Origin of the sequence: Pantoea sp. F_5 (assembly GCF_008631595.1) — a bacterium.
In the GTDB taxonomy this organism is placed as follows: Bacteria; Pseudomonadota; Gammaproteobacteria; order Enterobacterales; family Enterobacteriaceae; genus Pantoea; species Pantoea gossypiicola.
Map to the genome: position 1 here is coordinate 24,068 of NZ_VWUO01000003.1, position 22,577 is coordinate 46,644.

At 55.9% G+C, this 22,577-nt stretch carries 22 protein-coding genes; 13 read left to right on the forward strand and 9 right to left on the reverse strand.

The genetic code is table 11. From position 1 onward, the window contains the following. Window positions 1-17 precede the first annotated feature (17 nt). Both rlmB and F3I44_RS04790 read left to right on the forward strand, forming a co-directional pair. The gene (gene rlmB, locus F3I44_RS04785) at window positions 18-752 is read left to right on the forward strand and encodes a 23S rRNA (guanosine(2251)-2'-O)-methyltransferase RlmB (RefSeq protein WP_150013605.1); all 735 of its coding nucleotides are present in this window, start codon (window positions 18-20) and stop codon (window positions 750-752) included. A gap of 220 nt (window positions 753-972) precedes the next feature. After that, complete coding sequence (locus F3I44_RS04790; protein ID WP_150013603.1) at window positions 973-2,601, forward strand: isovaleryl-CoA dehydrogenase; 1,629 nt, start codon at window positions 973-975, stop codon at window positions 2,599-2,601. Here F3I44_RS04790 and bsmA read toward each other — a convergent pair. Together bsmA and F3I44_RS04800 are read right to left on the reverse strand one after the other, a co-directional pair. Then, complete coding sequence (gene bsmA, locus F3I44_RS04795) at window positions 2,575-2,901, reverse strand: biofilm peroxide resistance protein BsmA (RefSeq protein ID WP_150013601.1); 327 nt, start codon at window positions 2,899-2,901, stop codon at window positions 2,575-2,577. The genes F3I44_RS04790 and bsmA overlap by 27 nt on opposite strands. 56 nt (window positions 2,902-2,957) lie before the next feature. Further along, a complete protein-coding gene (locus F3I44_RS04800) occupies window positions 2,958-4,889 on the reverse strand; it encodes a methyl-accepting chemotaxis protein (protein ID WP_150013599.1) in 1,932 nt (643 codons plus the stop codon). 159 nt (window positions 4,890-5,048) lie between these two features. On the opposite strand from F3I44_RS04800, the gene yjfP reads away from it, so the two are divergent. Continuing rightward, a complete protein-coding gene (gene yjfP, locus F3I44_RS04805) occupies window positions 5,049-5,798 on the forward strand; it encodes an esterase (protein ID WP_150019319.1) in 750 nt (249 codons plus the stop codon). A gap of 49 nt (window positions 5,799-5,847) precedes the next feature. Here the strand turns inward: yjfP and F3I44_RS04810 are convergent, their stop codons facing one another. Beyond that, window positions 5,848-6,054, reverse strand: a complete 207-nt coding sequence (locus F3I44_RS04810; RefSeq protein ID WP_013359170.1) for a hypothetical protein — start codon at window positions 6,052-6,054, stop codon at window positions 5,848-5,850. 404 nt (window positions 6,055-6,458) lie between these two features. On the opposite strand from F3I44_RS04810, the gene rpsF reads away from it, so the two are divergent. From rpsF to rplI, 4 genes are read left to right on the forward strand one after another with little or no spacing between them, the layout of a single operon-like run. After that, on the forward strand, window positions 6,459-6,854 hold the full coding sequence (rpsF, locus tag F3I44_RS04815; RefSeq protein WP_003855334.1) for a 30S ribosomal protein S6: 396 nt from the start codon (window positions 6,459-6,461) through the stop codon (window positions 6,852-6,854). 6 nt (window positions 6,855-6,860) lie between these two features. Then, window positions 6,861-7,178 (forward strand): primosomal replication protein N, encoded by a 318-nt coding sequence (gene priB / locus F3I44_RS04820; RefSeq protein ID WP_013359169.1) that lies wholly within the window; start codon window positions 6,861-6,863, stop codon window positions 7,176-7,178. A 4-nt stretch (window positions 7,179-7,182) separates the two neighbouring features. Beyond that, window positions 7,183-7,410, forward strand: coding sequence for a 30S ribosomal protein S18 (gene rpsR / locus F3I44_RS04825; RefSeq protein WP_002210155.1), 228 nt, complete (start codon window positions 7,183-7,185; stop codon window positions 7,408-7,410). A gap of 39 nt (window positions 7,411-7,449) precedes the next feature. Continuing rightward, on the forward strand, window positions 7,450-7,899 hold the full coding sequence (gene rplI / locus F3I44_RS04830; RefSeq protein WP_150013595.1) for a 50S ribosomal protein L9: 450 nt from the start codon (window positions 7,450-7,452) through the stop codon (window positions 7,897-7,899). Window positions 7,900-7,981: 82 nt separating this feature from the next. Here the strand turns inward: rplI and F3I44_RS04835 are convergent, their stop codons facing one another. After that, window positions 7,982-8,659 carry a LysM-like peptidoglycan-binding domain-containing protein gene (locus F3I44_RS04835; RefSeq protein WP_150013593.1) on the reverse strand — a complete coding sequence of 226 codons (678 nt, stop codon included), beginning with the start codon at window positions 8,657-8,659 and terminating at the stop codon, window positions 7,982-7,984. 220 nt (window positions 8,660-8,879) lie between these two features. Between F3I44_RS04835 and fklB the strand changes: the two genes are divergently transcribed. Beyond that, the gene (gene fklB / locus F3I44_RS04840; RefSeq protein ID WP_010256433.1) at window positions 8,880-9,500 is read left to right on the forward strand and encodes an FKBP-type peptidyl-prolyl cis-trans isomerase; all 621 of its coding nucleotides are present in this window, start codon (window positions 8,880-8,882) and stop codon (window positions 9,498-9,500) included. 45 nt (window positions 9,501-9,545) lie between these two features. Here the strand turns inward: fklB and F3I44_RS04845 are convergent, their stop codons facing one another. Beyond that, window positions 9,546-11,489, reverse strand: coding sequence for a bifunctional 2',3'-cyclic-nucleotide 2'-phosphodiesterase/3'-nucleotidase (locus F3I44_RS04845; protein ID WP_150013591.1), 1,944 nt, complete (start codon window positions 11,487-11,489; stop codon window positions 9,546-9,548). 292 nt (window positions 11,490-11,781) lie between these two features. On the opposite strand from F3I44_RS04845, the gene cysQ reads away from it, so the two are divergent. Continuing rightward, the gene (cysQ, locus tag F3I44_RS04850) at window positions 11,782-12,525 is read left to right on the forward strand and encodes a 3'(2'),5'-bisphosphate nucleotidase CysQ (protein ID WP_150013589.1); all 744 of its coding nucleotides are present in this window, start codon (window positions 11,782-11,784) and stop codon (window positions 12,523-12,525) included. Between the two features lie 66 nt (window positions 12,526-12,591). Here cysQ and F3I44_RS04855 read toward each other — a convergent pair whose 3' ends face one another. Continuing rightward, the gene (locus F3I44_RS04855; RefSeq protein ID WP_150013587.1) at window positions 12,592-13,149 is read right to left on the reverse strand and encodes a YtfJ family protein; all 558 of its coding nucleotides are present in this window, start codon (window positions 13,147-13,149) and stop codon (window positions 12,592-12,594) included. Between the two features lie 315 nt (window positions 13,150-13,464). Between F3I44_RS04855 and F3I44_RS04860 the strand changes: the two genes are divergently transcribed. After that, on the forward strand, window positions 13,465-13,671 hold the full coding sequence (locus F3I44_RS04860; RefSeq protein WP_003855513.1) for a DUF1107 domain-containing protein: 207 nt from the start codon (window positions 13,465-13,467) through the stop codon (window positions 13,669-13,671). Window positions 13,672-13,753: 82 nt separating this feature from the next. Here F3I44_RS04860 and F3I44_RS04865 read toward each other — a convergent pair whose 3' ends face one another. Further along, window positions 13,754-15,076 carry a hemolysin family protein gene (locus tag F3I44_RS04865; protein WP_013359164.1) on the reverse strand — a complete coding sequence of 441 codons (1,323 nt, stop codon included), beginning with the start codon at window positions 15,074-15,076 and terminating at the stop codon, window positions 13,754-13,756. A 516-nt stretch (window positions 15,077-15,592) separates the two neighbouring features. Here F3I44_RS04865 and F3I44_RS04870 point away from each other — a divergent pair. The 3 genes from F3I44_RS04870 to F3I44_RS04880 are packed head-to-tail and all read left to right on the forward strand — an operon-like array spanning window position 15,593 to window position 21,428. After that, window positions 15,593-17,308: an autotransporter assembly complex family protein gene (locus F3I44_RS04870; RefSeq protein WP_190285960.1), complete on the forward strand. Its 1,716-nt coding sequence runs from the start codon at window positions 15,593-15,595 to the stop codon at window positions 17,306-17,308. Then, window positions 17,305-21,072, forward strand: coding sequence for a translocation/assembly module TamB domain-containing protein (locus tag F3I44_RS04875; RefSeq protein WP_150013583.1), 3,768 nt, complete (start codon window positions 17,305-17,307; stop codon window positions 21,070-21,072). The genes F3I44_RS04870 and F3I44_RS04875 overlap by 4 nt, the downstream gene beginning before the upstream one ends. Before the next feature lie 2 nt (window positions 21,073-21,074). Beyond that, window positions 21,075-21,428 carry a gamma-glutamylcyclotransferase gene (locus tag F3I44_RS04880; RefSeq protein ID WP_150013581.1) on the forward strand — a complete coding sequence of 118 codons (354 nt, stop codon included), beginning with the start codon at window positions 21,075-21,077 and terminating at the stop codon, window positions 21,426-21,428. A 60-nt stretch (window positions 21,429-21,488) separates the two neighbouring features. Here F3I44_RS04880 and ppa read toward each other — a convergent pair whose 3' ends face one another. Next, the gene (gene ppa, locus F3I44_RS04885) at window positions 21,489-22,019 is read right to left on the reverse strand and encodes an inorganic diphosphatase (RefSeq protein WP_003855519.1); all 531 of its coding nucleotides are present in this window, start codon (window positions 22,017-22,019) and stop codon (window positions 21,489-21,491) included. Between the two features lie 100 nt (window positions 22,020-22,119). Further along, a complete protein-coding gene (locus F3I44_RS04890; RefSeq protein WP_013359160.1) occupies window positions 22,120-22,569 on the reverse strand; it encodes a DUF441 domain-containing protein in 450 nt (149 codons plus the stop codon). Window positions 22,570-22,577: the final 8 nt, after the last annotated feature.

Here is a 22,577-nt window from a genome sequence, read left to right on the forward strand (position 1 = left end):
AACCACTGAGCAGATCGATGAGCGAAATTATTTTTGGTATCCATGCCGTGCAGGCGCTGCTGGAACGTGATCCACAACGTTTTCAGGAAGTCTTTATCCTCAAAGGCCGCGACGATCGTCGCCTGCAACCCGTGGTCGCCGCGCTGGAAGCTCAGGGGATCGTGATTCAACTGGCCGAGCGTAAGTGGCTCGATAGCCAGGTTGAAGGCGGTGTGCATCAGGGAATCGTGGCACGGGTAAAACCGGGTCGTCAGTATCAGGAAGGCGACCTGCCGGATCTGCTGCAGGGCCTGGAGAAGCCTTTCCTGCTGGTGCTGGATGGGGTTACCGATCCGCACAACCTGGGTGCCTGCCTGCGTAGCGCCGATGCGGCCGGTGTTCACGCGATTATCGTGCCGAAAGATCGCTCTGCTCCACTGAATGCCACAGCAAAAAAAGTGGCCAGCGGTGCGGCAGAGAATGTGCCGTTGATTCGCGTCACTAATCTTGCGCGTACACTGCGCCTGCTGCAGGAGTACAACATCTGGGTGGTCGGCACCGCAGGTGAAGCGGACCATACCGTCTTCCAGAGCAAAATGACCGGTCCTATGGCGCTGGTAATGGGCGCGGAAGGCGAAGGCATGCGCCGTCTGACCCGCGAGCATTGCGATGAGCTGATCAGCATTCCGATGGCGGGCAGTGTTTCTTCACTCAACGTCTCGGTGGCAACCGGTGTCTGCCTGTTTGAAGCGGTGCGTCAGCGCAACGCCTGATCCCCGATGTGATCCTCGCCACAAATTAGTTTCTGTACCAGGCATAACTGCGCGTCATTCGTATATACCCAAAGGATTTCGGGTTGCATTGAGGCGGCAAGAGAACGAATCCCGATGAGCTTACATGAGTAAGTGATTCGGGTGAGTGAACGCAGCCAACAAAAATGCAGCTTGAAAGACGACGGGTATACTTACTGAGTGACATCCGTGAGGAGTCGTTATGACCTGGACAACACACACCGTTTTTAATCAGCCCCATCCACTGAGCAACAGTAACCTGTTCCTGTCTGACACGCCGCTTGGCGAGGCACTGTCACGCGAAGGCGCCGGATGGGATGGGGAATGGCTGGCGTCAGTCGGCCGCCAGCTAGGCAGCGCCGAGTCGCTGGAGCTGGGCCGGCTCGCCAATGCTGAACCGCCTGAACTGCTGCGCTACGATGCCCGTGGCGTGCGCCTGGATGAGGTTCGCTTTCATCCTGCCTGGCACCTGCTGATGCAGGGCGTCTGCGCCAGTCGTCTGCACAACCTCAGCTGGCAACCTACGGTGCGTGAACAGGCCAGCGTAGCGCGCGCTGCACGCTTTATCCTGCACGCGCAGGTAGATGCGGGTACGCTCTGCCCGGTGACCATGACGCACGCCGCCATTCCGCTGCTGCAGGCTTATCTGCCCGCCGCGTTTGAAAGCTGGCTCGATCCGCTGCTCAGCGACCGCTACGACACGCATGCACAGCCCGGCGACCAGAAACGCGGATTGCTGATCGGGATGGGCATGACAGAAAAGCAGGGCGGCAGCGATCTGCTTACCAGCACCACCCGTGCCGAGCCGCTGGGGGCGCGCGGCCCGGGAGAAGCCTGGCGGCTGACCGGCCACAAGTGGTTCTTCTCAGTGCCCCAGAGTGATGCGCATCTGGTCCTGGCACAGACGCCCGAGGGATTAAGCTGTTTTTTCCTGCCGCGTCTGTTGCCCGACGGGTCACGCAACGCCATCCAGCTTGAGCAGATCAAAGATAAGCTGGGCAATCGCTCAAATGCCAGCTGCGAAGTGGAATTTCGCGACGCGACCGGCTGGCTGCTGGGGGAAGAGGGCGAAGGCGTACGGCTGATCCTGAAAATGGCCGGTATGACGCGCTTTGACTGCGCGCTCGGCAGTCATGGCCAGATGCGGCGCGCCTTCTCGGTGGCGCTCTGGCATGCTCATCAGCGTCAGGTCATGGGAAAAAATCTGGTTGATCAGCCGCTGATGCGTCAGGTTCTGGCACAGCAGGCGCTGCAGCTTGAGGGGCAAACTGCTCTGCTGATGCGGCTGGCTCGTGCCTGGTCACAACCGGCCAAACCGCATGAGGTCGCCTTTGCCCGTTTATTTACGCCAGCGGCAAAATATGTGATTTGCAAAGCGGGTGCGCCGTTTGTGGCGGAATCGATGGAAGTGCTGGGAGGCATCGGTTACTGCGAAGCGAGTGAGCTGCCGCGGCTCTATCGTGACATGCCGGTCAACAGCATCTGGGAAGGATCGGGCAATGTGATGTGTCTTGACGTTCTGCGCGTACTCGGCCGTCACGCAGAGGTGACTGAGATGCTGAGTCAGGAGTTTGAGGCGGTAAAAGGGAGTAATCGGCATTTCGATACGCGCTGGCGTCAGCTGCGACTGAGGCTTAAGAACGTTCCCGAAGAGCAGGCGCGCGAGGTCACCCACGCGCTGCTGCAGCTGGCGACAGGCGCTCAGCTACTGAAATACAGTGAGCCACCCCTGGCGGATGCGTGGTGCCAGCAGTGGCTCGACCAGCGGGGTTCACACCCGTTTGAGGCCGCAGTGACTGACCGGTTACTGGCCCGCGCCTGTGGCCGGTGAGGTACCGTACAGAATTGCGCTGGCGTACCATAAACCGGGCATCACCGTTTCGCTCAGCATCACGATCTGATAGTAAGCCGCGCCAGCCTGATTAGACTGGGCGGCGATGGCCCGCTGGGCATCATCCGGTGAGCCATGCACGTTAACGGTAATGTTACCCAGCTTCGGCAAACCGCCACTCTGTGCCCGTGAAATTTCCTGCGCCTGTTGGGTTGGCGCAGGCGGGGCTTTTGGCGTGGTTTCAAATGCGGAACAGCCTGCCAGCAATAGACTGATTATCAGTAAGTAAGCGTAACGCATAGCAAAACCCCTGTTCAGGACGAAACAGTAAGTGTATGTCATCGTCCTGAATGACGTCAGGATTTAAGGCTGAAAACGCTGACCAGCTGAGTCAGGTGATGCCCTTTATCACTCAGGTTCTGTGCGCTGTTTTCTGCCTGCGCCACCAGTTCACTGTTCTGATGGGTCGCCTGGCTGATCTGGTTCATCGCCAGATTCACCTGGCCGATACCCGCCGCCTGCTCCTGCGCTGCCACGTTGATCTCGCCCATCAGCGCCTGCACCTGTTCGATGTGGGTCACAATGTCGGTCATCGCATCGCGCGTCTGCTCAGAGAGCTGGTGTCCCTCCGCCACGTTGCTGATAGAGGTGGCAATCAGTCCATCAATCTCTTTGGCGGCCTGCGCGGAACGCTGTGCCAGCGCACGCACCTCTGCAGCCACCACAGCAAAGCCACGGCCCTGTTCACCGGCTCGTGCCGCTTCAACGGCCGCATTCAGTGCCAGAATATTGGTCTGGAAGGCGATCGACTCAATCACATGGGTGATATCTGCAATGCTTTGCGATGACACCTTAATGGCCGACATGGTGTTAACCGAGCGCACCACCGTCTGGCTGCCATGACTGACGATATCGCTGGCTTCGGCCACCAGTGACATCGCCTGACGCAGGCTGTCAGCGGTGTGTTCGACCGTGGCACCAAACTGCTCCATGCTGGCTGAGGTCTGCTCCACGCTGCTGGCCTGACGCCCAATCTGCTCGCTGATGTTATGGCTGCTGGCCGCGATGGTGTCCGTGCCGTCGCTGATCTCCTGCGCCGCGCCGCGCACCTGGCCGACGATTTTTTCCAGCCCATCGCCAATGCCGTTAATCGCGATAATCAACTGACCGACTTCATCACGACGGCGGGTAACCATATGGACCTGCAGATTTCCGGCGGCATACTGCTCCGCCAGATGGATCACCTGCTGCAGGGGACGGGTAATCGCCCGACGGCTGTACCAGACAAACCCCAGCGCGAAGATCACCACCAGAATCAGTCCGGTAATCAGGAACAGGTTACGGCTGTGGGTAATCGGGGCAAGCAGGCTGGCACGGTTAACTTCACCGGTAATCACCCAGTTCCAGCCCGGCAGTTGCTGCCATGCCAGCATCTGCTGTTTACCGTTGATCTCCACCTGCTGCATACCCTGCGGCTGCGTCAGCAGGGGCTGTAGTGTCGCGTCATCCCAGTCTGGACGTTTCCCTTCATTGTGCAGATCGAACAGATACACGCCCTGATTCTTGCCTGGCGTACCGTTGAGCACATAGAAATGGCCGCTGTCGCCCAGCCGGCGCGCCAGGATTTTCTCGCGCATCAGGGCATACTGCTTATCAATGCCAACACCGACAAACAGGATGGCGACGACCTTGCCACTCTCATCTTTTACCGGCTGATACTGGGTGATGTAGCGATGGCCGAACAGCGTGGCCAGGCCGCGGTAGACTTCGCCCTGGTGAACACTCTTCCAGGCGGCGCCCGTGCGGTCAAGCTGCGTACCGATGGCGCGACTGCCATCCTCTTTTTTCAGCGAAGTTGAAACACGGACAAAATCATCACCATCGCGCACAAAAATGGTCGCCACGGCGGCGGTGCGGTCGGTGAAATCGTCAACCGCGGTCTGATCGAGGTTCAGCGTTTTTAACCCGGCACGCAGCACCGGTGTCGAAAAGGCACCCACCTGCACTCGCGAGCTTTCATCCAGGCTAAAGCGCCTGGGCAGGAAACTGGTAAACAGATCGGTATAGTGAGCCACCTCTTCGGTGAGGGTGGCGTTAAACATGGTAGTCATTTCATAGATGCCCTGCACCTGGTTGTGCATGTCATCGATGGCGAGATTTTCCAGCTGGCGGGAGGCGTTGTGGCTTTGAGTCAGGGTCAGTACCAGTAACAGCAGCGCTACGCTGAGAGACGTCAGTACAGACAGCTTAACTCCGAGACTCAGTCCGCTGAGAGAGAGACGCTTCATAAATTACCTTTGATCAAGTTAGGGGAATACACGATCAACGGCATACTGCGAAAAAAGTTTAGCGTGGAATAGCATAACTAAGCGCAGCGGGGAATTTCGCAAATTAACCCGCAGAACGTACACTTGAACGGCACGCCTTGCCCCCGCTCAGGAGAGACCATGATTGAACTCACCACAGAAACGCTGGCCGGTATCGAATGCCTGCACGCCACGCCTGCCGGACAGCGGAATCAGCCACTGCCGACCGTACTGTTTTATCACGGCTTCACCTCATCAAAAGAGGTCTACGCCTACTTCGCCGTTGCGCTGGCGCAGGCGGGATTTCGGGCAGTCATGCCGGATGCCGAGCTGCACGGCGCGCGTTATCACGGTGACGCCGAAGTACGCCTGGGCCGCTTCTGGGAAATACTGAAGCAGAACATTGATGAGCTGCCGCTGCTGGAAACTGCGCTGCGCAATGAGAATCTGATCGCTGACGGGCATTTCGCCGTGGCAGGCGCGTCGATGGGCGGGATGACGGCGCTGGGTGCGATGGCACGTTATCCGCAGATTCAGAGTGTCGCCTGTATGATGGGATCGGGCTATTTTATGCAGCTCAGCGAGTCGCTCTTTCCGCCGCTGGTGGCCAACACGCCGGAGCAGAAGGCGCAGTTTGCGGCCCGCATGGCACCGCTGGCGGACTACGATCCCTGCAATCATCTGCAGGCACTGGCAAACCGACCGCTGCTGTTGTGGCATGGTGAGGCGGATGAGGTGGTGCCCTGGGCGGAGAGCGTACGACTGGAGCGCGCACTGCGTGAAAACGGGCTGGCGCAGCATCTGACCTCACTTTCGGAGAAGCAGATTGGGCACAAGATCACCCCATCTGCCTTAACGGCGCTGGTCAGCTTTTTTAAACATCAGCTTTAAACAATGAACGGGCGGAGAATGACTCTGCCGCCCGTAAACCTACCGGCACTTACCAGTGTGCAGACGATTTTTCTGCTGTTCTGGCAGGCGCATTGACCGGGTTTCTTTCCGGCGTATCCAGCCGGTTAACGTAGACATAACCCGATGCCGCTTCGCTGCTGTGACTTCTCATCTGCTGCGCACAGTCAGCATAGCTGGCAAGAGCGGGTGGAGACAGGAAGAGACCCAGTAAAGTGGCGATGACGAACGTTTTCATGCCCGACTCCTCACTTCAGGGAACACACTCTGAATGACGCCACTAAGCGAACCGTCGCGTCTTTATTCAGTTTAGCGACTGAGCATATTATCGCCAGATCGTCTCTCTGAACCTCTCTGTCAGCGTTTTTGAACAAAGCGGCATTAACCCGCTGTATTCACGCCATTAGCACAAAAAGCCACGGTATCTGGCACGCTATCGGCAATTTGTTTAAATGTGCGCTTGAGTTCAGGGGCCGTCACCAGTATCATTACGCGTCAATTTTTCAGCCGCATTCTCAGGCTGTGTCCCACAAGCGCTCGTCACAGCGAACCTTTGTGGGACACAGCCTATAACGTTCCTTGCTTCCATGGGCCGCGGTTGACCCCGACAGGAGGCTGAATAATCCGTAAGGAGCAATTTCGATGCGTCATTACGAAATCGTATTTATGGTTCATCCTGACCAGAGCGAACAGGTTCCTGGCATGATCGAGCGTTACACTGGTGCTATCACTGGTGCAGAAGGCACGATTCACCGTCTGGAAGACTGGGGCCGCCGTCAGCTGGCTTACCCGATCAACAAACTGCACAAAGCGCATTACGTTCTGATGAACGTTGAAGCGCCGCAGGAAGCGATCGATGAGCTGGAAACGAACTTCCGCTTCAACGACGCCGTTATCCGTAGCATGGTTATGCGCGTTAAAAACGCGGTAACTGAAGCATCGCCGATGGTTAAAGCGAAAGATGAGCGTCGTGATCGTCGCGAAGATTTTGCTAACGAATCCGCTGATGAGTCAGATGCTGGGGATTCTGAAGAGTAATCCATCGTGACGGTCAATCGACTTCGCCTGTCAGGCACTGTGTGCAGGACACCGGTTCGAAGAGTTAGCCCGTCAGGAATTCCTCACTGTCAGTTCGTGCTTGAGCACCGCTCAGTGCAGGAGGAGGCCGGGTTTCACCGGCAAGCCTGGTGTCGTATGCCTGTTATTATTAGCGGCAGCGCCCATCAGGTGATTACTCAACATATAACGGTCGGCACGCAACTCACACTCGACGGTTTCATTAGTTGCCATCAGGCACGAAATGGCCAGAGCAAAGTGGTGTTCCATGCCGAGCAGATTGAATTGATAGATTCTGGAGACTAGCCTAATGGCACGTTATTTCCGTCGTCGCAAGTTCTGCCGTTTCACCGCGGAAGGCGTTGTTGAGATCGATTACAAAGACATCGCAACGTTGAAAAACTACATTACCGAAAGCGGTAAAATTGTCCCGAGCCGTATCACCGGTACTCGTGCAAAATACCAGCGTCAGTTGGCTCGCTGCATCAAGCGTGCGCGTTACCTGTCTCTGCTGCCGTACACTGATCGTCATCAGTAATCGGCAACTGTCCATTAACGACTTTAAGAGGATAAGGTAATGCAAGTTATTCTGCTTGATAAAGTAGCAAACCTTGGCACCCTGGGTGATCAGGTTAACGTTAAAGCGGGCTACGCTCGTAACTTCTTAGTACCACAGGGCAAAGCTGTTCCTGCTACTAAGAAAAACGTTGAGTTCTTCGAAGCACGCCGTGCTGAACTGGAAGCCAAACTGGCTGACGTTCAGTCTGCAGCAACTGCACGCGCTGAGAAAATCAATGCACTGGGCACGGTAACCATCACGTCTAAAGCAGGCGATGAAGGTAAACTGTTCGGTTCAATCGGTACCCGCGACATCGCTGATGCAGTGACTGCAGCAGGCGTTGAAGTTGCTAAGAGCGAAGTTCGTCTGCCGAACGGCGTTCTGCGCACTACCGGTGAGCATGAAGTAAGCTTCCAGGTTCATAGCGAAGTCTTCGCTAAACTGAACGTGCAAGTTGTTGCTGGTTAATCCTGATTAACTAAGCACGACATCAACGCCGGCCCTGTGCCGGCGTTTTTGTTTTTATACCTTTGTTTATCCGCTGTTCCCATTACTGCGCGCGAATAAAGCTGCCATCGGGCTGACGGGTAAACAGCACCGGGCCGTTAGCGCCATCCACCGTCAGACCTGTTACTGCACCCTGCGCATCCTGACGGATTTTAACCTGCTGACCACTTTTCAGTGTGCTGAGCGGCTGATCGCTGCCTTCCACCCGCGCCATCGCAAACACATCATTAACTGGCAGACTGTTGTCACGAAACAGCTGCGCCAGCGTCTGACCGGAAGCGATGGTGAGGTTACGCCATTCCCCCTGAGAATCGGCTTTTGGCGTCTGCTGAGATTGCGAGGATGAAGGCTGACGGGTACCGTTGTTTTCATAAATATCCGCCTGCATCGGCACCTCCTTCTCAGCCTGGGGTGCGACAGGCTGCTCAACCGGATAGCGCAATGTACTGGCGGGCCAGAGAAACGCCACCAGCATCACCAGCAGGGCAGCTACGATGCCCCGACGGTGCGGCGCTGGCAGCGGGTCCATCCAGCGAATGTGATCGGTAAAATGCCAGATACGCTGTAGCCAGCTCGGCAGGCGGGATGACGCGTCTGAAGCCATTCGGGGTTCCTCCTCTCCGGCAGGCTGCTGCGGCCTGCGTGCGGCCAGCCAGGTCTGTAGCCGGGATACGATATGTTGTGCACGCATCCTGCGGCGGCGTGGGGCAATCTGGCCCATGTTTGCTCTCTTATTCAGGTGCTACAGACGGGGTGATCCCCATCGATAGTTATAGTATGGGCAATACCGGCGCGAAGTGCCTGCCAGCATTGATAAATCTGACGGCTCTATTGTTTCTCTTTCATCCGTAAAAGTCATCTGCGACGCAGGGCATTTTACGCCAGCGGCCTGCACTGCTATGCTGCCGGTTCGAATTTATCCGAGAGTGAAAGGAACGAAGATGACTACCCCTTCTTTCGACAGCGTCGAAGCACAAGCAAGTTACGGTATTGGTTTACAGGTTGGCCAGCAGTTGCTGGAATCTGGTCTGCAGGGTCTGCAACCAGAAGCACTGCTCGCGGGTCTGCGCGACGCGCTGGAAGGGAACTCACCGGCCGTACCGGTTGACGTGGTTCATCGCGCACTGCGTGAAGTACACGAACGTGCGGAAGGCGTACGTCGTGAGCGCACCGAAGCTATGGCAGCAGAAGGTCAGGCGTTCCTGCAGGAACATGCGCAGCGTGAAGGCGTGAGCAGCACCGAATCAGGCCTGCAGTTCAGCGTGATTACTCAGGGCGAAGGTCCAATCCCATCACGTCAGGATCGGGTACGCGTTCACTACACCGGCAAACTGATCGACGGCAGCGTATTTGACAGCTCGGTTGCCCGTGGCGAACCGGCAGAATTCCCGGTAAGCGGTGTTATCCCTGGCTGGATCGAAGCACTGACCCTGATGCCGGTTGGCTCAAAATGGGAGCTGGTGATACCACAGAACCTCGCGTATGGCGAGCGCGGTGCGGGTGCCTCTATCCCACCATTCAGCACCCTGATCTTCGAAGTTGAGCTGCTGGAAATTCTGTAATACCCGGACGCTGCAACTAACCCGGTTGCAGCGTTTTCTCCCGTCTTATTTCTGCTGTAAATTCACCTGCCACAGCGCAAAGCCAATCGCATCTGTCCCTTTGGGCTGAAGCGGATATTGCGCATGCTGCTGAATAAAGCCGGTCGCCTTATCACCCGGTGCCGTTTCAAACTGAATATCGAGCGGGGTGGATGAGGTAATCGGTGCCAGACGCCAGTTATTGTCCGCCTTCGGCTGCACTTCACCGTGTGCTTTAGTTTCTGCGCTGATATAAGCCGCAACCACTGCCCGGTTCTCGTCCGGCGAAGCAAAAGCAATGTACTTATCCCCGGTGCCAGCAAACTTGCCGCCGTAAGCGCGATAGTTATTGGTCGCCACCAGGAAAGTGGCCTGCGGATCGACAGGCTTACCCTGCCAGGTAAGCTGGCGGATACGTGAAACATCCGGGTGGATCAGTTTACACTCCGCGTCGTAGCGCGCAGGCTGAGTCACATCGATCTGGTAATTTACCCCATCAATGACGTCGAAGTTATAGGTGCGGAAATCCCAGTTGATCAGCGACTGCGTTTTGCTGCTGTGTGGATCGATCTGGTTAAACTGGCCCGCAGAACACTCCAGCCACTCTTTGACCTGTGCGCCTGTGACTTTCATCACCACCAGCGTATTGGGATAGAGATAAAGGTCGGCGGCGTTACGGAAGGTCAGCGCGCCTTTCTCCACTTCGGTGTAACTCGATGGGTCGTTTTTACGTCCGCCCGCTTTAAACGGCGCAGCCGCAGAGAGTACCGGCAGTCGGCCCAGATCCGGATCGCCCTGAATAAAGTGCTCCACGTAGGCGCGCTGAGCATTATTGACGATCTGTACTGTTGGGTCATCCTGCACCAGCGACAGATAGCTATACATTACATTGGCGGACTTGCCGATGGGTTTCGCCACAAACTCCCGCGTCGCGCGGTGATCGTCAGCGAGCACTTTCACCAGTGCAGGATCTTCCGCCGCCAGCGATTTCTTCGCGGCGACGTCATAAATCGGCCGCGCCTGCGCTTTGCCGCTGCTTACCTGCCAGTGTCCATCTTCATTGCTCAGCACCAGATCGACCACGCCCAGATGATCGCCCCACATGCCTGGCATCACTGCCGGAATCCCGTTCAGCGTCCCGTTAACGATGTCTGCACCCTTAATGGCGGCGAATTCCTTACTGGGGAAGACCGCATGCGCATGACCAAACAGGATGGCGTTAATGCCTTTCACCTGGCTGAGATAGTAAACCGAGTTCTCCGCCATCGTGTGATACGGCTCGCTGCTCAGGCCGGAGTGGGGGATAGCGATAATCAGATCGGCACCCTGGGCGCGCATCTCAGGTATATAACGGCGTGCCGTTTCGGTGATGTCATCGACCCGCACTTTGCCCTGCAGATTGGCCTTATCCCACACCATGATCTGCGGCGGCACAAAGCCGATATAGCCAACCTTCAGAGTCTGTGTTTTCCCCTCGCGATCAACCACCGTGCTGGATTTGATGATATAGGGGGTAAACAGCGGCTTGCCGCTCTTCACATCAATCACGTTGGCGTTCACATAAGGAAAGCGTGCCCCTGCCAGCGCTTTTTTCAGGTAGGGCAGGCCATAATTAAATTCATGATTACCGAGGTTGCCAACGCTGTAATCCAGTGTGTTGAGCGCCTTATAAACCGGATGAATTTCGCCATCACGTAACCCTTTCGCCGCCATATAGTCACCCAGCGGGCTGCCCTGGATAATGTCACCGTTATCGACCAGCAGACTGTTCTTCACCTCCTGGCGCGCAGCGTGAATCAGCGTGGCGGTTCGCACCAGCCCAAACTTCTCGGTTGGCGTGTCTTTGTAATAGTCGAAATCCATCATATTGCTGTGCAGATCGGTGGTTTCCAGTATCCGCAGATCGACCGTTGCGGCCTGGGTGGCGGCGGAAACGCTCAGGGCCAGTAACATCATTCCGGGCTTAAACATGCTTGCTCCTGCTGCAAATTAAATTCAGGCTCTCAAAATAATGTAAAAGCATGACAGATAGTCATTTTAAATCGTGATGGATATAACGTTTTGGCGCATCAGCCAGCGGCGGATTCTTATACGCCGGAGGCGCAGCGGCACAGGCGTAGCGATAAGCGTGTAACTATGGTATTGATATATCTAAAAATTGATGGGCCAGCTGCCTGTGCATGAGCACCGCAGGCTGAACTGCTAAAATGTCACTAGCTGGGGTGAACCTATCCCGCAGCAGACAGACACAACGAGGTGAAAAATGTTAGAGCAAATCTGCCAACTGGCACGCGAAGCGGGCGACGCGATTATGCAGGTCTATAACGGTGCCGCGCCGCTTGACGTTTCTCACAAATCGGACGATTCACCGGTGACCGCTGCGGATATCGCGGCGCACAACGTCATCATGAAGGGCCTGAAGCAGTTATCGCCTGAGATACCGGTGCTGTCAGAAGAAGATCCTCCTGCCTGGGAGGTGCGTCAGCACTGGCAGCGTTACTGGCTGGTCGATCCGTTGGATGGCACCAAAGAGTTCATCAAGCGCAACGGCGAATTTACCGTCAATATTGCGCTAATCGAAGCGGGCAAGCCGGTGATGGGCGTGGTTTACGCGCCGGTGCTGGGCGTAATGTACTCCGCAGCAGACGGCAAAGCGTGGAAAGAGGAGGGCGGTCAGCGTGAGCAGATTCATGCCCGTGACGCGCGTCCTCCGCTGGTGGTGGTAAGCCGCTCACATGGCGATGACGCCGAGATGAAAGAGTACCTGAAACAGCTGGGTGAACATCAGACCGTCGCCACTGGATCTTCTCTGAAATTCTGCCTGGTGGCGGAAGGGAAAGCCCAGCTCTATCCTCGTTTCGGGCCAACCAACATCTGGGATACCGGCGCGGGTCATGCCGTGGCGATGGCCGCAGGTGCCCATGTGCATGACTGGCAGGGTAAAACCCTGGACTACGCGCCGCGCGAGTCCTTCCTTAATCCTGGCTTCCGCGTCTCACTGTTTTAATGCTGTCTGAATTTGCAGGCTTATGAAAACCCGACGGTCTCTCTGTGACCGCCGGGATTTCAGCGATTACTCTTTCAGCAGTGAGGCCAGCAGCGCCATCACTTTTGTCACTTCATCCTGTGTCAGCGATCCATCCTTCACAAATCTCACCTTGCCCTGTTTATCCAGTACCACAATGGCGGAACCGCCCGACTGTAGCTGCCAGGCATGCTGCACATTGCCCTTGCTGTCGATGACAAACTGCGACCACGGATATTGCTGCTTGTTGGTCTCAACGCTGCTGCGCACAAACATGCCGGTGCCGGGAATGGCGTCATCGGTATTCACGATAGTGGTAGTCTGATAGCGGTCATGCGGCAGCTTCGCGGCTTTGATCGCCTCTATCAGTGCCGCATTCATCTCTTTAGCAGAGGAGCGGCCAGCAATATGCTGGACTACGCGAACTTTTCCACTGAGCTGCGCGCTATTCCAGTTTTTGTAGCTAAACTTCTCCTGCTGTAATAACAGTTCGCCTTTATCGTTGACGCCAATGGCCGGGACTCGTGATCCCAGCCTGAGGTCATGGGCCATCACGCCTGCTGGTATCAGCAAAGACAACGCCACCGCGGTCAGAATGTTTCGCATTGCTATTTCCTTAAGTGATCGGACCAGTCAGTCATTTTACTGCAATAGTAAGCAGGGATGATGCGCCTGTCATAGAAAGGTGTCAGGTTTGCTATGGACACCACAATTCCTTAACCACTGAAGGTTTATACTGTCTTGTATGACCCTGATAACAGAGTGTTCTGTAATGATGTGTCAATTCAGTAAAAAAATTCACTTTTCGGAACACCAGTCGATTTTAGTGTTCTATAGTTATCGCGAATTCGCGCTTCATGGGCTGGAACCAAATTTGGAAACGGCGAAGCGTGCTTTAAAAATGTACAGGAGTTAGTCAGTATGAAGATCTTCCAGCGCTATAATCCGCTACAAATAGCGAAATATGTAAAAACGCTGTTCAAAGGAAGGTTGTATATCAAGGACGTTGGCGCGTTCGAGTTCGATAAAGGGAAAGTCTTAATCCCGCGCGTCAAAGACAAACAGCATCTGAGCGTGATGTCAGAAATTAACCGCCAGGTCGTTCGTCTCAAGCTTGAGTTCAACTAATATCAAGGGCGCCAATGGCGCCCTTAGTGTCTGGTCCGACAGACTCTTTTACTCGACAGTCAGAACCTGGCCCTGAGTCATCCTACTCTTCTTCGCTCTTCGTCATGCTCAGTACCGGCGGTCGTTCGTCGATGCGGGTAACCAGTAACTGGTCGATGCGATAGCTATCAATATCCACCACCTCGAACTTGTAGCCAGCAAACTTCACAAAATCAGTTCGCTTCGGAATCTTACGCAGCATATACATCATAAAGCCGCCGATGGTTTCATAGTTGCCTGACTGCGGGAAATCATCAATGTCCAGCACGCGCATCACGTCATCAATCGGCGTACCGCCCTCAACCAGCCATGAATTTTCATCGCGCGCCACAATCTGCTCTTCCATACCCTGGCCTACCAGGTCACCCATCAGCGTGGTCATCACGTCATTCAGGGTAATGATGCCCACGACCAGCGCATACTCGTTCATGATCACCGCAAAATCTTCACCAGCGGTTTTAAAACTTTCCAGCGCTTCGGAGAGGGTCAGCGTGTCCGGCACAATCAGCGCAGAGCGAATCTGCAGACCGCTGTTCAGCGCCATACTCTGATTGCCCAGCACACGCAGCAGCAGCTCTTTAGAGTCGACATAACCGACGATATGATCGATATCACCGCTGCAGACCAGAAACTTAGAATGTGGATGTTCAGCGATTTTGGTCTTGAGGCTGGTTTCATCTTCATGCAGATCAAACCAGACGATATTCTCACGTGAGGTCATGGAAGAGGGAACGGTACGCGATTCCAGCTCAAACACGTTTTCAATCAGCTCATGCTCCTGCTTACGCAGCACGCCCGCCAGCGCACCCGCTTCAACGACGGCATAGATGTCGTCAGAGGTGATGTCATCTTTACGCACCATCGGCAGTTTGAATATACGGAAGAAGACGTTGGCCAGGCCGTTAAACAGAAACACCAGCGGACGCATCACCAGCAGGCAAAAACGCATCGGGTTGATGATGCGCAGCGCGATGGTTTCCGGTGCGACCATGCCAACCCGCTTCGGCGTTAAGTCGGCGAACAGGATAAAGAGGCTGGTGACGATGGTGAAGGAGCAGATAAAGCTGAGCTGCTCTGCCAGTTCCGGCGAGACAAAACGGTTAAACAGGCCGCTGAAAACCGGTGAAAAGGCCGCGTCGCCGACAATACCGCCCAGGATGGCGACGGCGTTAAGGCCAATCTGCACCACGGTGAAGAACATGCCCGGCGTTTCCTGCATTTTAAGCACACGCTGCGCATTAACATTGCCTTCATCGGCCAGAAGTTTGAGTTTGATCTTACGAGCGGCCGCCAGCGATATCTCTGACAGAGAAAAAAAGGCACTGATTACGATCAGCAACAGAATGACAAGTAAGCTATCTAACATATGAGATCCAAAGGGTTATCCACTTGTCATTTTTGGCCTGGGCAGCGTGGGTAAGCGCAAACAGAGTTGGTTTATCCGTGAAACACAGCTATCCGTGCCAAAAATGTCTGCGCCTGTTCGACAGGAAAAAAGATGTCGGGGCAGAAATGAAAACAGGCGGAATGCCTGTGGTGGCAGATTATAGCAGGAGCGCTCATTGTGCCGCCAGAGGGCAAACCGCCGCATCAGACAGCATCTGCGTCCAGAGCGGCCGGTTATTGACTCGGATTTATCTGAGTGAGTCATCCGGATTTGATCATTCCACCCCTCAGGAGTTGTATCGCGATACCCATTTACCGACAATAGCCTGTTATTTGACTTAGATGTCAGCGTTGCGCCGCCGTTTACCATAAAGTGCGGCTATGATGAGGGTGTTGCCGTGCGGTAGTGCGGGCAAAGATGATTAATAAGTGCCCCGCGGAAAAGGGGCCGGCATGATTAACAGGAGTACAGGTGCCACGATTTTATGTTTATTGCATGGCTGGCCTGCTGCTTGCCGCGCCCGCCCTTGAGGCGGCGACAGTGCGATTACAGGTAGACGGCTTAACCGGGGATCTTCAGAGAAATGTCAGGGCGCGTCTGTCTACCATCGGCAGCGATGAGGTTTCTAACGATGGCCGTTTTCGCGCGCGTGTTTCTGTTGCGATAAAAGAGGGGCTACGCGCACTCGGTTATTATGAGCCCACCATCGATTTTGAATCCCGTCCCGCGCCTGCGCAGGGTGGTCGCCCGGTATTAGTGGCCCATGTCACCCCTGGCGAGCCTGTCAAAATCGGCGGCAGCACCATCGTCGTCGAAGGTGATGCGCGCAATGATCCTGATTACAAAGCCTGGGTGAAGCAGGGACGGCCCAAAGTAGGTACGCAGCTTAACCACGGGCAATATGACCGATTCAAAAGCGGTTTCTCAAATCTTGCGCTGCGTAACGGCTACTTCGACGGCACCTTTAAAAAAAGCCAGCTCGGCGTCTCGGTAGAGCGGCGTGAAGCCTTCTGGGATATTGACTACGACAGCGGCGAGCGCTATCGCTTTGGCGACGTCACGTTCCAGGGTTCGCAGATTCGCGAAGAGTACCTGCAGAATCTGGTGCCGTTCAAAGAGGGGGATTACTACAGCTCCCGCGATTTAGCCGAACTGAATCGTCGCCTTTCCGCCACCGGCTGGTTTAATTCGGTGGTGGTTGCGCCGGAATTCAGCAAGGGACGCCAGACCAAAGTCCTGCCGCTGAATGCCGTGATGTCGCCCCGCACCGAAAACACCATTGAAACCGGTGTCGGCTACTCTACAGATGTCGGTCCGCGCCTGAAAGGCACCTGGAAAAAACCGTGGATCAACGACAGCGGCCACAGCCTGGCGGCCAGCGCCTACGTTTCTGCGCCGGAACAGCAGGTCGATCTCAGCTACAAAGTACCGCTGCTTAAAAGCCCCCTGGAGCAGTACTACACCTTCTCTGGCGGTCTGAAGCGCACCGACCTCAACGACACGAAAGCCGATACCACGACGCTGGCGATGTCGCGCAACTGGGACAGCAGCAGCGGCTGGCAGAAGGCCGTAAACCTGCGCTGGAGCCTGGACCACTTTACGCAGGGCAGCGTGACCAACACCACGATGCTGCTCTATCCCGGCGTCAGCGTAAACCGCACCCGTTCGCGTGGCGGTCTGATGCCGACCTGGGGTGATTCACAGCGCTACTCGGTGGACGTCTCTGATACGACCTGGGGTTCGGACGTTGACTTCCTGATCCTGCAGGCGCAAAACGTCTGGATCCGCACGCTGGGCGACAGCCATCGCTTTGTGGCGCGTGGCAATCTTGGCTGGATCGAAACCAACGACTTTGACAAAGTGCCACCGGATCTGCGCTTCTTTGCCGGGGGCGACCGCAGTATTCGCGGCTACAAATATAAAAACATTTCACCGCGTGATGACGACGGCAAGCTCACCGGTGCATCCAAACTCGCCACCGGATCGCTGGAATATCAGTACAACGTCAGCGGAAAATGGTGGGGCGCGGTGTTCGTTGACTCAGGTGAAGCTGTTAACGACATTAAGCAGAGTAACGTGAAAACCGGCGCGGGCGTCGGTGTGCGCTGGTCGTCGCCTGTGGGGCCCATCAAATTAGACATCGCCAGGCCTATCGGGGATGACGAAGCACATGGACTGCAATTTTATATAGGACTGGGGCCAGAACTATGAAGCTGTGGAAAAAGGTCCTGATCGGTATTCTGATCTTTCTGGTATTGCTGTTGGGCGGCGTGGCATTTTTAATCGGTACCACGCCTGGGCTGCATTTAGTGCTGAAGGGCGCTTCACGCTGGGTGCCAGGTCTGTCGATCAAACAGGTCGATGGCGGCTGGCGTAATCTGACACTCAACGGTCTGCGTTTTGAGATGCCAGGCGTCAGCGTGGATGCCGGGCAGATCCATCTGGCGGTGGATCTCAACTGCCTGCTGCACTCCTCCGTGTGCGTTAACGATGTCTCCCTGCGTGATATCAGCGTGGTCGTCGACAGCAAGAAGATGACACCTGCTGCACCTGCGCCGGAAGAGGAGAGTGGCAGCACTAACCTCAGCACGCCATACCCGATTACGCTGCGTCATCTTGGCTTGCACAACATCAATGTCAAAGTGGATGATACGGCGATCTCGCTGCTCGACTTTACTACCGGCCTGCAATGGCAGGATCGCGCGCTGACGCTGAATCCGACCCATATTCAAAGCCTGCTGATTGCGCTGCCGAAAGCGGCGAAAGTCGTGAATGAAGAGGTGGTGGAGCCGAAAGTTCAGCAACCCCATCCTGCGGAGAAACCGCTGGGTGAAACGCTGCAGGCGATGTTTGCCCAACCGCTGCTGCCAGCGCTGCCTGATTTCCGTCTGCCACTGGATATTGAGGTGCAGCAGATTCTGGGAGAACAGCTGCGCATTACCGGCGACACCGATATCTCCGTCAGCCGGTTACTGCTGAAGGCCAAAACCGCCGATCGTCAGATGCAACTGACCACGCTGGAAGTGGACTCGAATCTTGGCAACCTCAACGGCAGCGGACAGGCGACGCTGGCGGATAACTGGCCGGTCGATTTCACACTGAACGGCACGGTTAACACCGACCCGATCAAAGGCGAAAAGCTGGCGCTGAAGCTTAATGGTGCAATGCGCGACGAACTGAAGCTGGGGCTGAACCTCTCAGGTCCGGTGAAAGCACAGCTGGATGCGACGACTCAACTGGCCGTGGCGGGATTGCCGCTGTCGCTGCAACTGACCAGTCCGCAGCTGCGCTGGCCGTTAACCGGCCCGGTACAGTACCAGGCGGATAACCTGGACTATCAGTTCAAAGGCAAAGCCACCGACTATGTGATGTCACTGCAAACAGCCGTGAAGGGCGAGTCCGTACCACCAGCCAATATCTCGCTGACGGGTAAAGGCAATGTTGAGCAGTTCAGCCTGGAACGTCTGCGCGTGGCCGCGCTGCAGGGCAACATTGACCTCACCGCGCTGGTGGACTGGAGCAAGGCGATCAGCTGGCGCAGTGAGCTGACGCTGGCCGGGATCAACACCGCGAAACAGTACCCTGACTGGCCAGCGCGGCTGGATGGAAAAATCACCACCCGCGGCAGTCTCTATGGTGGCAGCTGGCAGCTGAGTGTGCCGCAGCTTCAGCTGAAAGGAAACGTGAAGCAGAACGCCGTGACCGCAGACGGCTCACTGACCGGTAACAGCTACAACCAGTGGACGGTGCCGGGCATTAAGCTGGCGCTGGGACGCAACCATCTGGATGTTAAAGGGGCGCTGGGCGACAGTCTGGATCTTGATGCCAGCATCGACGCGCCACAGCTCGATAATGCGCTGCCCGGTCTGGGCGGTGTCGTCAACGGCACCCTCAAAGCGCGTGGCACCCTGAAGGCACCGCAACTGCTGGCCGATCTCAACGGTCGGGGTCTGCGCTGGCAGCAGATGCAGATTAATCGCGTTACGCTGAATGGCGACGTGCGTTCCGGCGAACAGGTGGCGGGTAAACTGCAACTGCGCGTCGAACAGCTGAAGCAGGATGCGCTGAACATCAGCCTGCTGACGCTGAATGCGGATGGCAACGAGCGTCAGCATCAGCTGAAGCTGAATGTGCAGGGCAAACCGGTCTCTGGCCAGCTGGCGCTGAACGGCAGTTTTGATCGCCAGACCGAACGCTGGAGAGGCTCGCTTAACGATACCCACTTTGATACGCCTGTCGGCGAGTGGCGTCTGACCCGCGCGATGGCCATCGACTATCTTAACAGCCGCCAGACGGCGACTATCGGGCCGCACTGCTGGCAGAACCCGAATGCACAGATTTGTGTACCAGAGCCGGTAGAAGCCGGGCCAGCAGGCAAGGCACATGTCGTGCTGAATCGCTTTGATCTGGCGATGGTGAAGCCGTTTATGCCGGATGCGACCCAGCTCAGCGGCCTGTTCAGCGGTGATGTGCGCGTCAACTGGACGGCCGACGGCGCGCTGCCGACAGGAACCGTGGCGCTGAAAGGCAACGGCGTGAAAGTGGTGCAGGATGTGCAGGGCAATAACCTGCCTGTCGCCTTTGATACGCTAAACCTCAATGCCGCGCTGCGTAACGGACGCGCCCAGCTCGACTGGCTGATCCGCATCGCCAATAACGGGCAGCTGGATGGCAATGTGCAGATCGACGATCCGCAAAATCGCCGCACGCTGGGCGGCAACGTTAACATCCGCAATGTCTCACTGGCGATGCTCAATCCGGCCCTGATGCAGGGTGAGAAGATCAAAGGCAGCCTGAACAGCAGCCTGCGTCTGGGTGGCAGCATCCAGCAGCCACAGGTGTTTGGTCAGCTTGGTCTGACGGGTGTCGATGTGGATGGCAACTTTATGCCGGTCGATCTGACCAATGCCAATCTGAATCTGCTGTTCAACGGAATGAGCTCGACCCTTAACGGGCTGGTGCAGACCGGCCAGGGCAACATCAACCTTAGCGGTAACGCGGACTGGAGCCAGCTTGATAACTGGCGTGCGCGCATTGCGGCGCAGGGCAGCCGGGTTCGCGTGACCGTGCCGCCAATGGTGCGCATGGACGTCTCGCCGGATCTGGTGTTTGAAGCGACGCCGGCCGCCTTTAACCTTGATGGCCGGGTCGACATTCCGTGGGCGCGCATCACGGTGCAGGAAGTGCCGGAAAGCGCTACTGGCGTCTCGTCGGATGAAGTGATGCTGGATGAACAGCTGAAGCCAATTGCACCGCAAACCGCCGCCATCCCGATTAACAGTAATCTGGTGATCCACGTCGGTAACGATGTGCGGCTCTCGGCATTTGGCCTGAAAGCGAAACTGAATGGCGATCTGAAGATGGTGCAGGATCGGTCAGGACTGGGCTTAAACGGTCAGATCAATATCCCATCGGGTCGTTTCCACGCCTACGGTCAGGATCTGATTGTGCGCAAAGGTGAACTGCAGTTTGCTGGCCCGCCGGATCAGCCTTATATCAACCTGGAAGCCATCCGTAACCCGGATGCGACTGAAGATGGCGTCACTGCCGGTCTGCGCGTCACCGGCCTTGCCGATGAGCCGAAAGCGGAGGTCTTCTCCGACCCGGCGATGTCGCAGCAGGAAGCGCTTTCCTACCTGCTGCGCGGTCAGGGACTGGGCAGTGACGGCGACAGTAACGCCCTTACTTCGGCCCTTGTTGGCTTAGGGGTTGCACAAAGTGGGCAGGTTGTGGGTAAAATCGGGGAGACATTCGGTGTCAGTAATCTGGCCGTTGATACTGCGGGTGTTGGCGACAGCCAGCAGGTGCAGGTCAGTGGCTATGTACTACCGGGTCTGCAGGTAAAATACGGTGTTGGCATATTTGATTCACTGGCGACGTTAACCTTGCGTTACCGCCTGATGCCTAAACTCTATCTGGAAGCCGTGTCCGGTGTGGATCAGGCTCTCGATTTGCTCTATCAGTTTGAGTTTTAGCAATGCGAATAATTGTCTACGGCAGTTTACGGCGCAAACAGGGAAACAGTCACTGGATGACGAATGCGCAGTGGCTGGGTGATCACCAGATTGAAGGCTTTGAGCTTTACAGTCTGGGGCATTATCCTGGCGTCATAGAGGGCAATGGAGCGGTACAGTGTGAAGTGTACCGCATTGATGCCTCAACCCTTGCGGAGCTGGATGCGCTTCGCACCAAAGGGGGAGAGTACAAACGTTATCTGACTCAGACGCCGTTTGGCAGTGCATGGCTTTATGTCTATCAACGCTCAGTGGCAGGACGCCAGCGCATTATGAGTGGTGACTGGCTGAAGCGCGATGCGGAGCCAGAGGCCTGAACAAAAACACCGTCCAGTTGGACGGTGTTTTTTTTTTCGACTCACAAACCGGCAGCAGAATTACTTCTTCTGTGCGCGCTCGTAAGAGGAGATGATTTCGGCTTTAGCGGCTTCGGCGTTATCCCAGCCATCCACTTTCACCCATTTGCCTTTTTCCAGATCTTTGTAGTGCTCAAAGAAGTGGGTGATCTGTGCACGCAGCAGTTCTGGCAGGTCGTTCACATCTTTAATGTGATCGTACTCTTTAGAAAGCTTGGTGTGCGGAACGGCAACCAGTTTGGCATCTTCGCCAGACTCGTCAGTCATTTTCAGCACGCCAACCGGACGGCAGCGGATCACTGAGCCTGGGACCAGTGGATACGGGGTCGGAACCAGTACGTCAACCGGATCACCATCCAGAGAAAGGGTGTGGTTGATGTAGCCGTAGTTGCACGGATAGAACATGGCGGTAGACATGAAACGGTCTACAAACAGGGCACCAGACTCTTTATCAACTTCATATTTGATCGGATCAGCATTCGCTGGGATCTCAATGACAACGTAGATATCTTCTGGCAGGTCTTTACCTGCTGGCACCTGGTTCAAACTCATCTGGCATTCCTTCAGTAGTCGTATGTTGAGTGTCGGCTATTATAGCCAACTGACTCTGAAAGTATGCCCTCTTTTTGGCGTTTCGGAATGCGCCCTAACGCTACTTAGCCGCCACAAACAGCGAAACAATGCCTGCGGCAATCAGTGGTCCTACCGGCACACCGCGGAAGAAGGCTACGCCAATCACTGTACCAATCAGCAGCCCCCCGATGACCGACGGCTGCACGCTCATAAAGTTCACACCACGACCGCCCAGCCAGGCGACAAAAATCCCCACCACAATCGCCACAATCGACTTCCAGTTGGCAAACGATTTGAGCAGTGCGGAGGCGGGCAGTGAGCCGCTGGCCAGGGGTGCCATTACCGCCACGGTAAGAATGATGATGCCTAAGGTAATGCCCTGTTTTTCTACGTAGGGGAAGAACTGCGCCAGCGGGGTAATTTTAATCGCCAGCAGCACCAGAATGGAGATAGTAACCGCGTTGTTGTGAACGAAATAGCTCAGTACAGCAAGGGCAATCAGAATCAATGTCGAGGCGTAAGCAGCCATGGTTTCTC

What these genes read in the sequence shown, in the direction of transcription:
- rlmB (WP_150013605.1), top strand. Translation starts at nt 18, where the DNA reads ATGAGCGAAATTATTTTTGGTATCCATGCCGTGCAGGCGCTGCTGGAA.
- F3I44_RS04790 (WP_150013603.1), top strand. Translation starts at nt 973, where the DNA reads ATGACCTGGACAACACACACCGTTTTTAATCAGCCCCATCCACTGAGC.
- bsmA (WP_150013601.1), bottom strand. Translation starts at nt 2,901, where the DNA reads ATGCGTTACGCTTACTTACTGATAATCAGTCTATTGCTGGCAGGCTGT.
- F3I44_RS04800 (WP_150013599.1), bottom strand. Translation starts at nt 4,889, where the DNA reads ATGAAGCGTCTCTCTCTCAGCGGACTGAGTCTCGGAGTTAAGCTGTCT.
- yjfP (WP_150019319.1), top strand. Translation starts at nt 5,049, where the DNA reads ATGATTGAACTCACCACAGAAACGCTGGCCGGTATCGAATGCCTGCAC.
- F3I44_RS04810 (WP_013359170.1), bottom strand. Translation starts at nt 6,054, where the DNA reads ATGAAAACGTTCGTCATCGCCACTTTACTGGGTCTCTTCCTGTCTCCA.
- rpsF (WP_003855334.1), top strand. Translation starts at nt 6,459, where the DNA reads ATGCGTCATTACGAAATCGTATTTATGGTTCATCCTGACCAGAGCGAA.
- rpsR (WP_002210155.1), top strand. Translation starts at nt 7,183, where the DNA reads ATGGCACGTTATTTCCGTCGTCGCAAGTTCTGCCGTTTCACCGCGGAA.
- rplI (WP_150013595.1), top strand. Translation starts at nt 7,450, where the DNA reads ATGCAAGTTATTCTGCTTGATAAAGTAGCAAACCTTGGCACCCTGGGT.
- F3I44_RS04835 (WP_150013593.1), bottom strand. Translation starts at nt 8,659, where the DNA reads ATGGGCCAGATTGCCCCACGCCGCCGCAGGATGCGTGCACAACATATC.
- fklB (WP_010256433.1), top strand. Translation starts at nt 8,880, where the DNA reads ATGACTACCCCTTCTTTCGACAGCGTCGAAGCACAAGCAAGTTACGGT.
- F3I44_RS04845 (WP_150013591.1), bottom strand. Translation starts at nt 11,489, where the DNA reads ATGTTTAAGCCCGGAATGATGTTACTGGCCCTGAGCGTTTCCGCCGCC.
- cysQ (WP_150013589.1), top strand. Translation starts at nt 11,782, where the DNA reads ATGTTAGAGCAAATCTGCCAACTGGCACGCGAAGCGGGCGACGCGATT.
- F3I44_RS04855 (WP_150013587.1), bottom strand. Translation starts at nt 13,149, where the DNA reads ATGCGAAACATTCTGACCGCGGTGGCGTTGTCTTTGCTGATACCAGCA.
- F3I44_RS04860 (WP_003855513.1), top strand. Translation starts at nt 13,465, where the DNA reads ATGAAGATCTTCCAGCGCTATAATCCGCTACAAATAGCGAAATATGTA.
- F3I44_RS04865 (WP_013359164.1), bottom strand. Translation starts at nt 15,076, where the DNA reads ATGTTAGATAGCTTACTTGTCATTCTGTTGCTGATCGTAATCAGTGCC.
- F3I44_RS04870 (WP_190285960.1), top strand. Translation starts at nt 15,593, where the DNA reads ATGGCTGGCCTGCTGCTTGCCGCGCCCGCCCTTGAGGCGGCGACAGTG.
- F3I44_RS04875 (WP_150013583.1), top strand. Translation starts at nt 17,305, where the DNA reads ATGAAGCTGTGGAAAAAGGTCCTGATCGGTATTCTGATCTTTCTGGTA.
- F3I44_RS04880 (WP_150013581.1), top strand. Translation starts at nt 21,075, where the DNA reads ATGCGAATAATTGTCTACGGCAGTTTACGGCGCAAACAGGGAAACAGT.
- ppa (WP_003855519.1), bottom strand. Translation starts at nt 22,019, where the DNA reads ATGAGTTTGAACCAGGTGCCAGCAGGTAAAGACCTGCCAGAAGATATC.
- F3I44_RS04890 (WP_013359160.1), bottom strand. Translation starts at nt 22,569, where the DNA reads ATGGCTGCTTACGCCTCGACATTGATTCTGATTGCCCTTGCTGTACTG.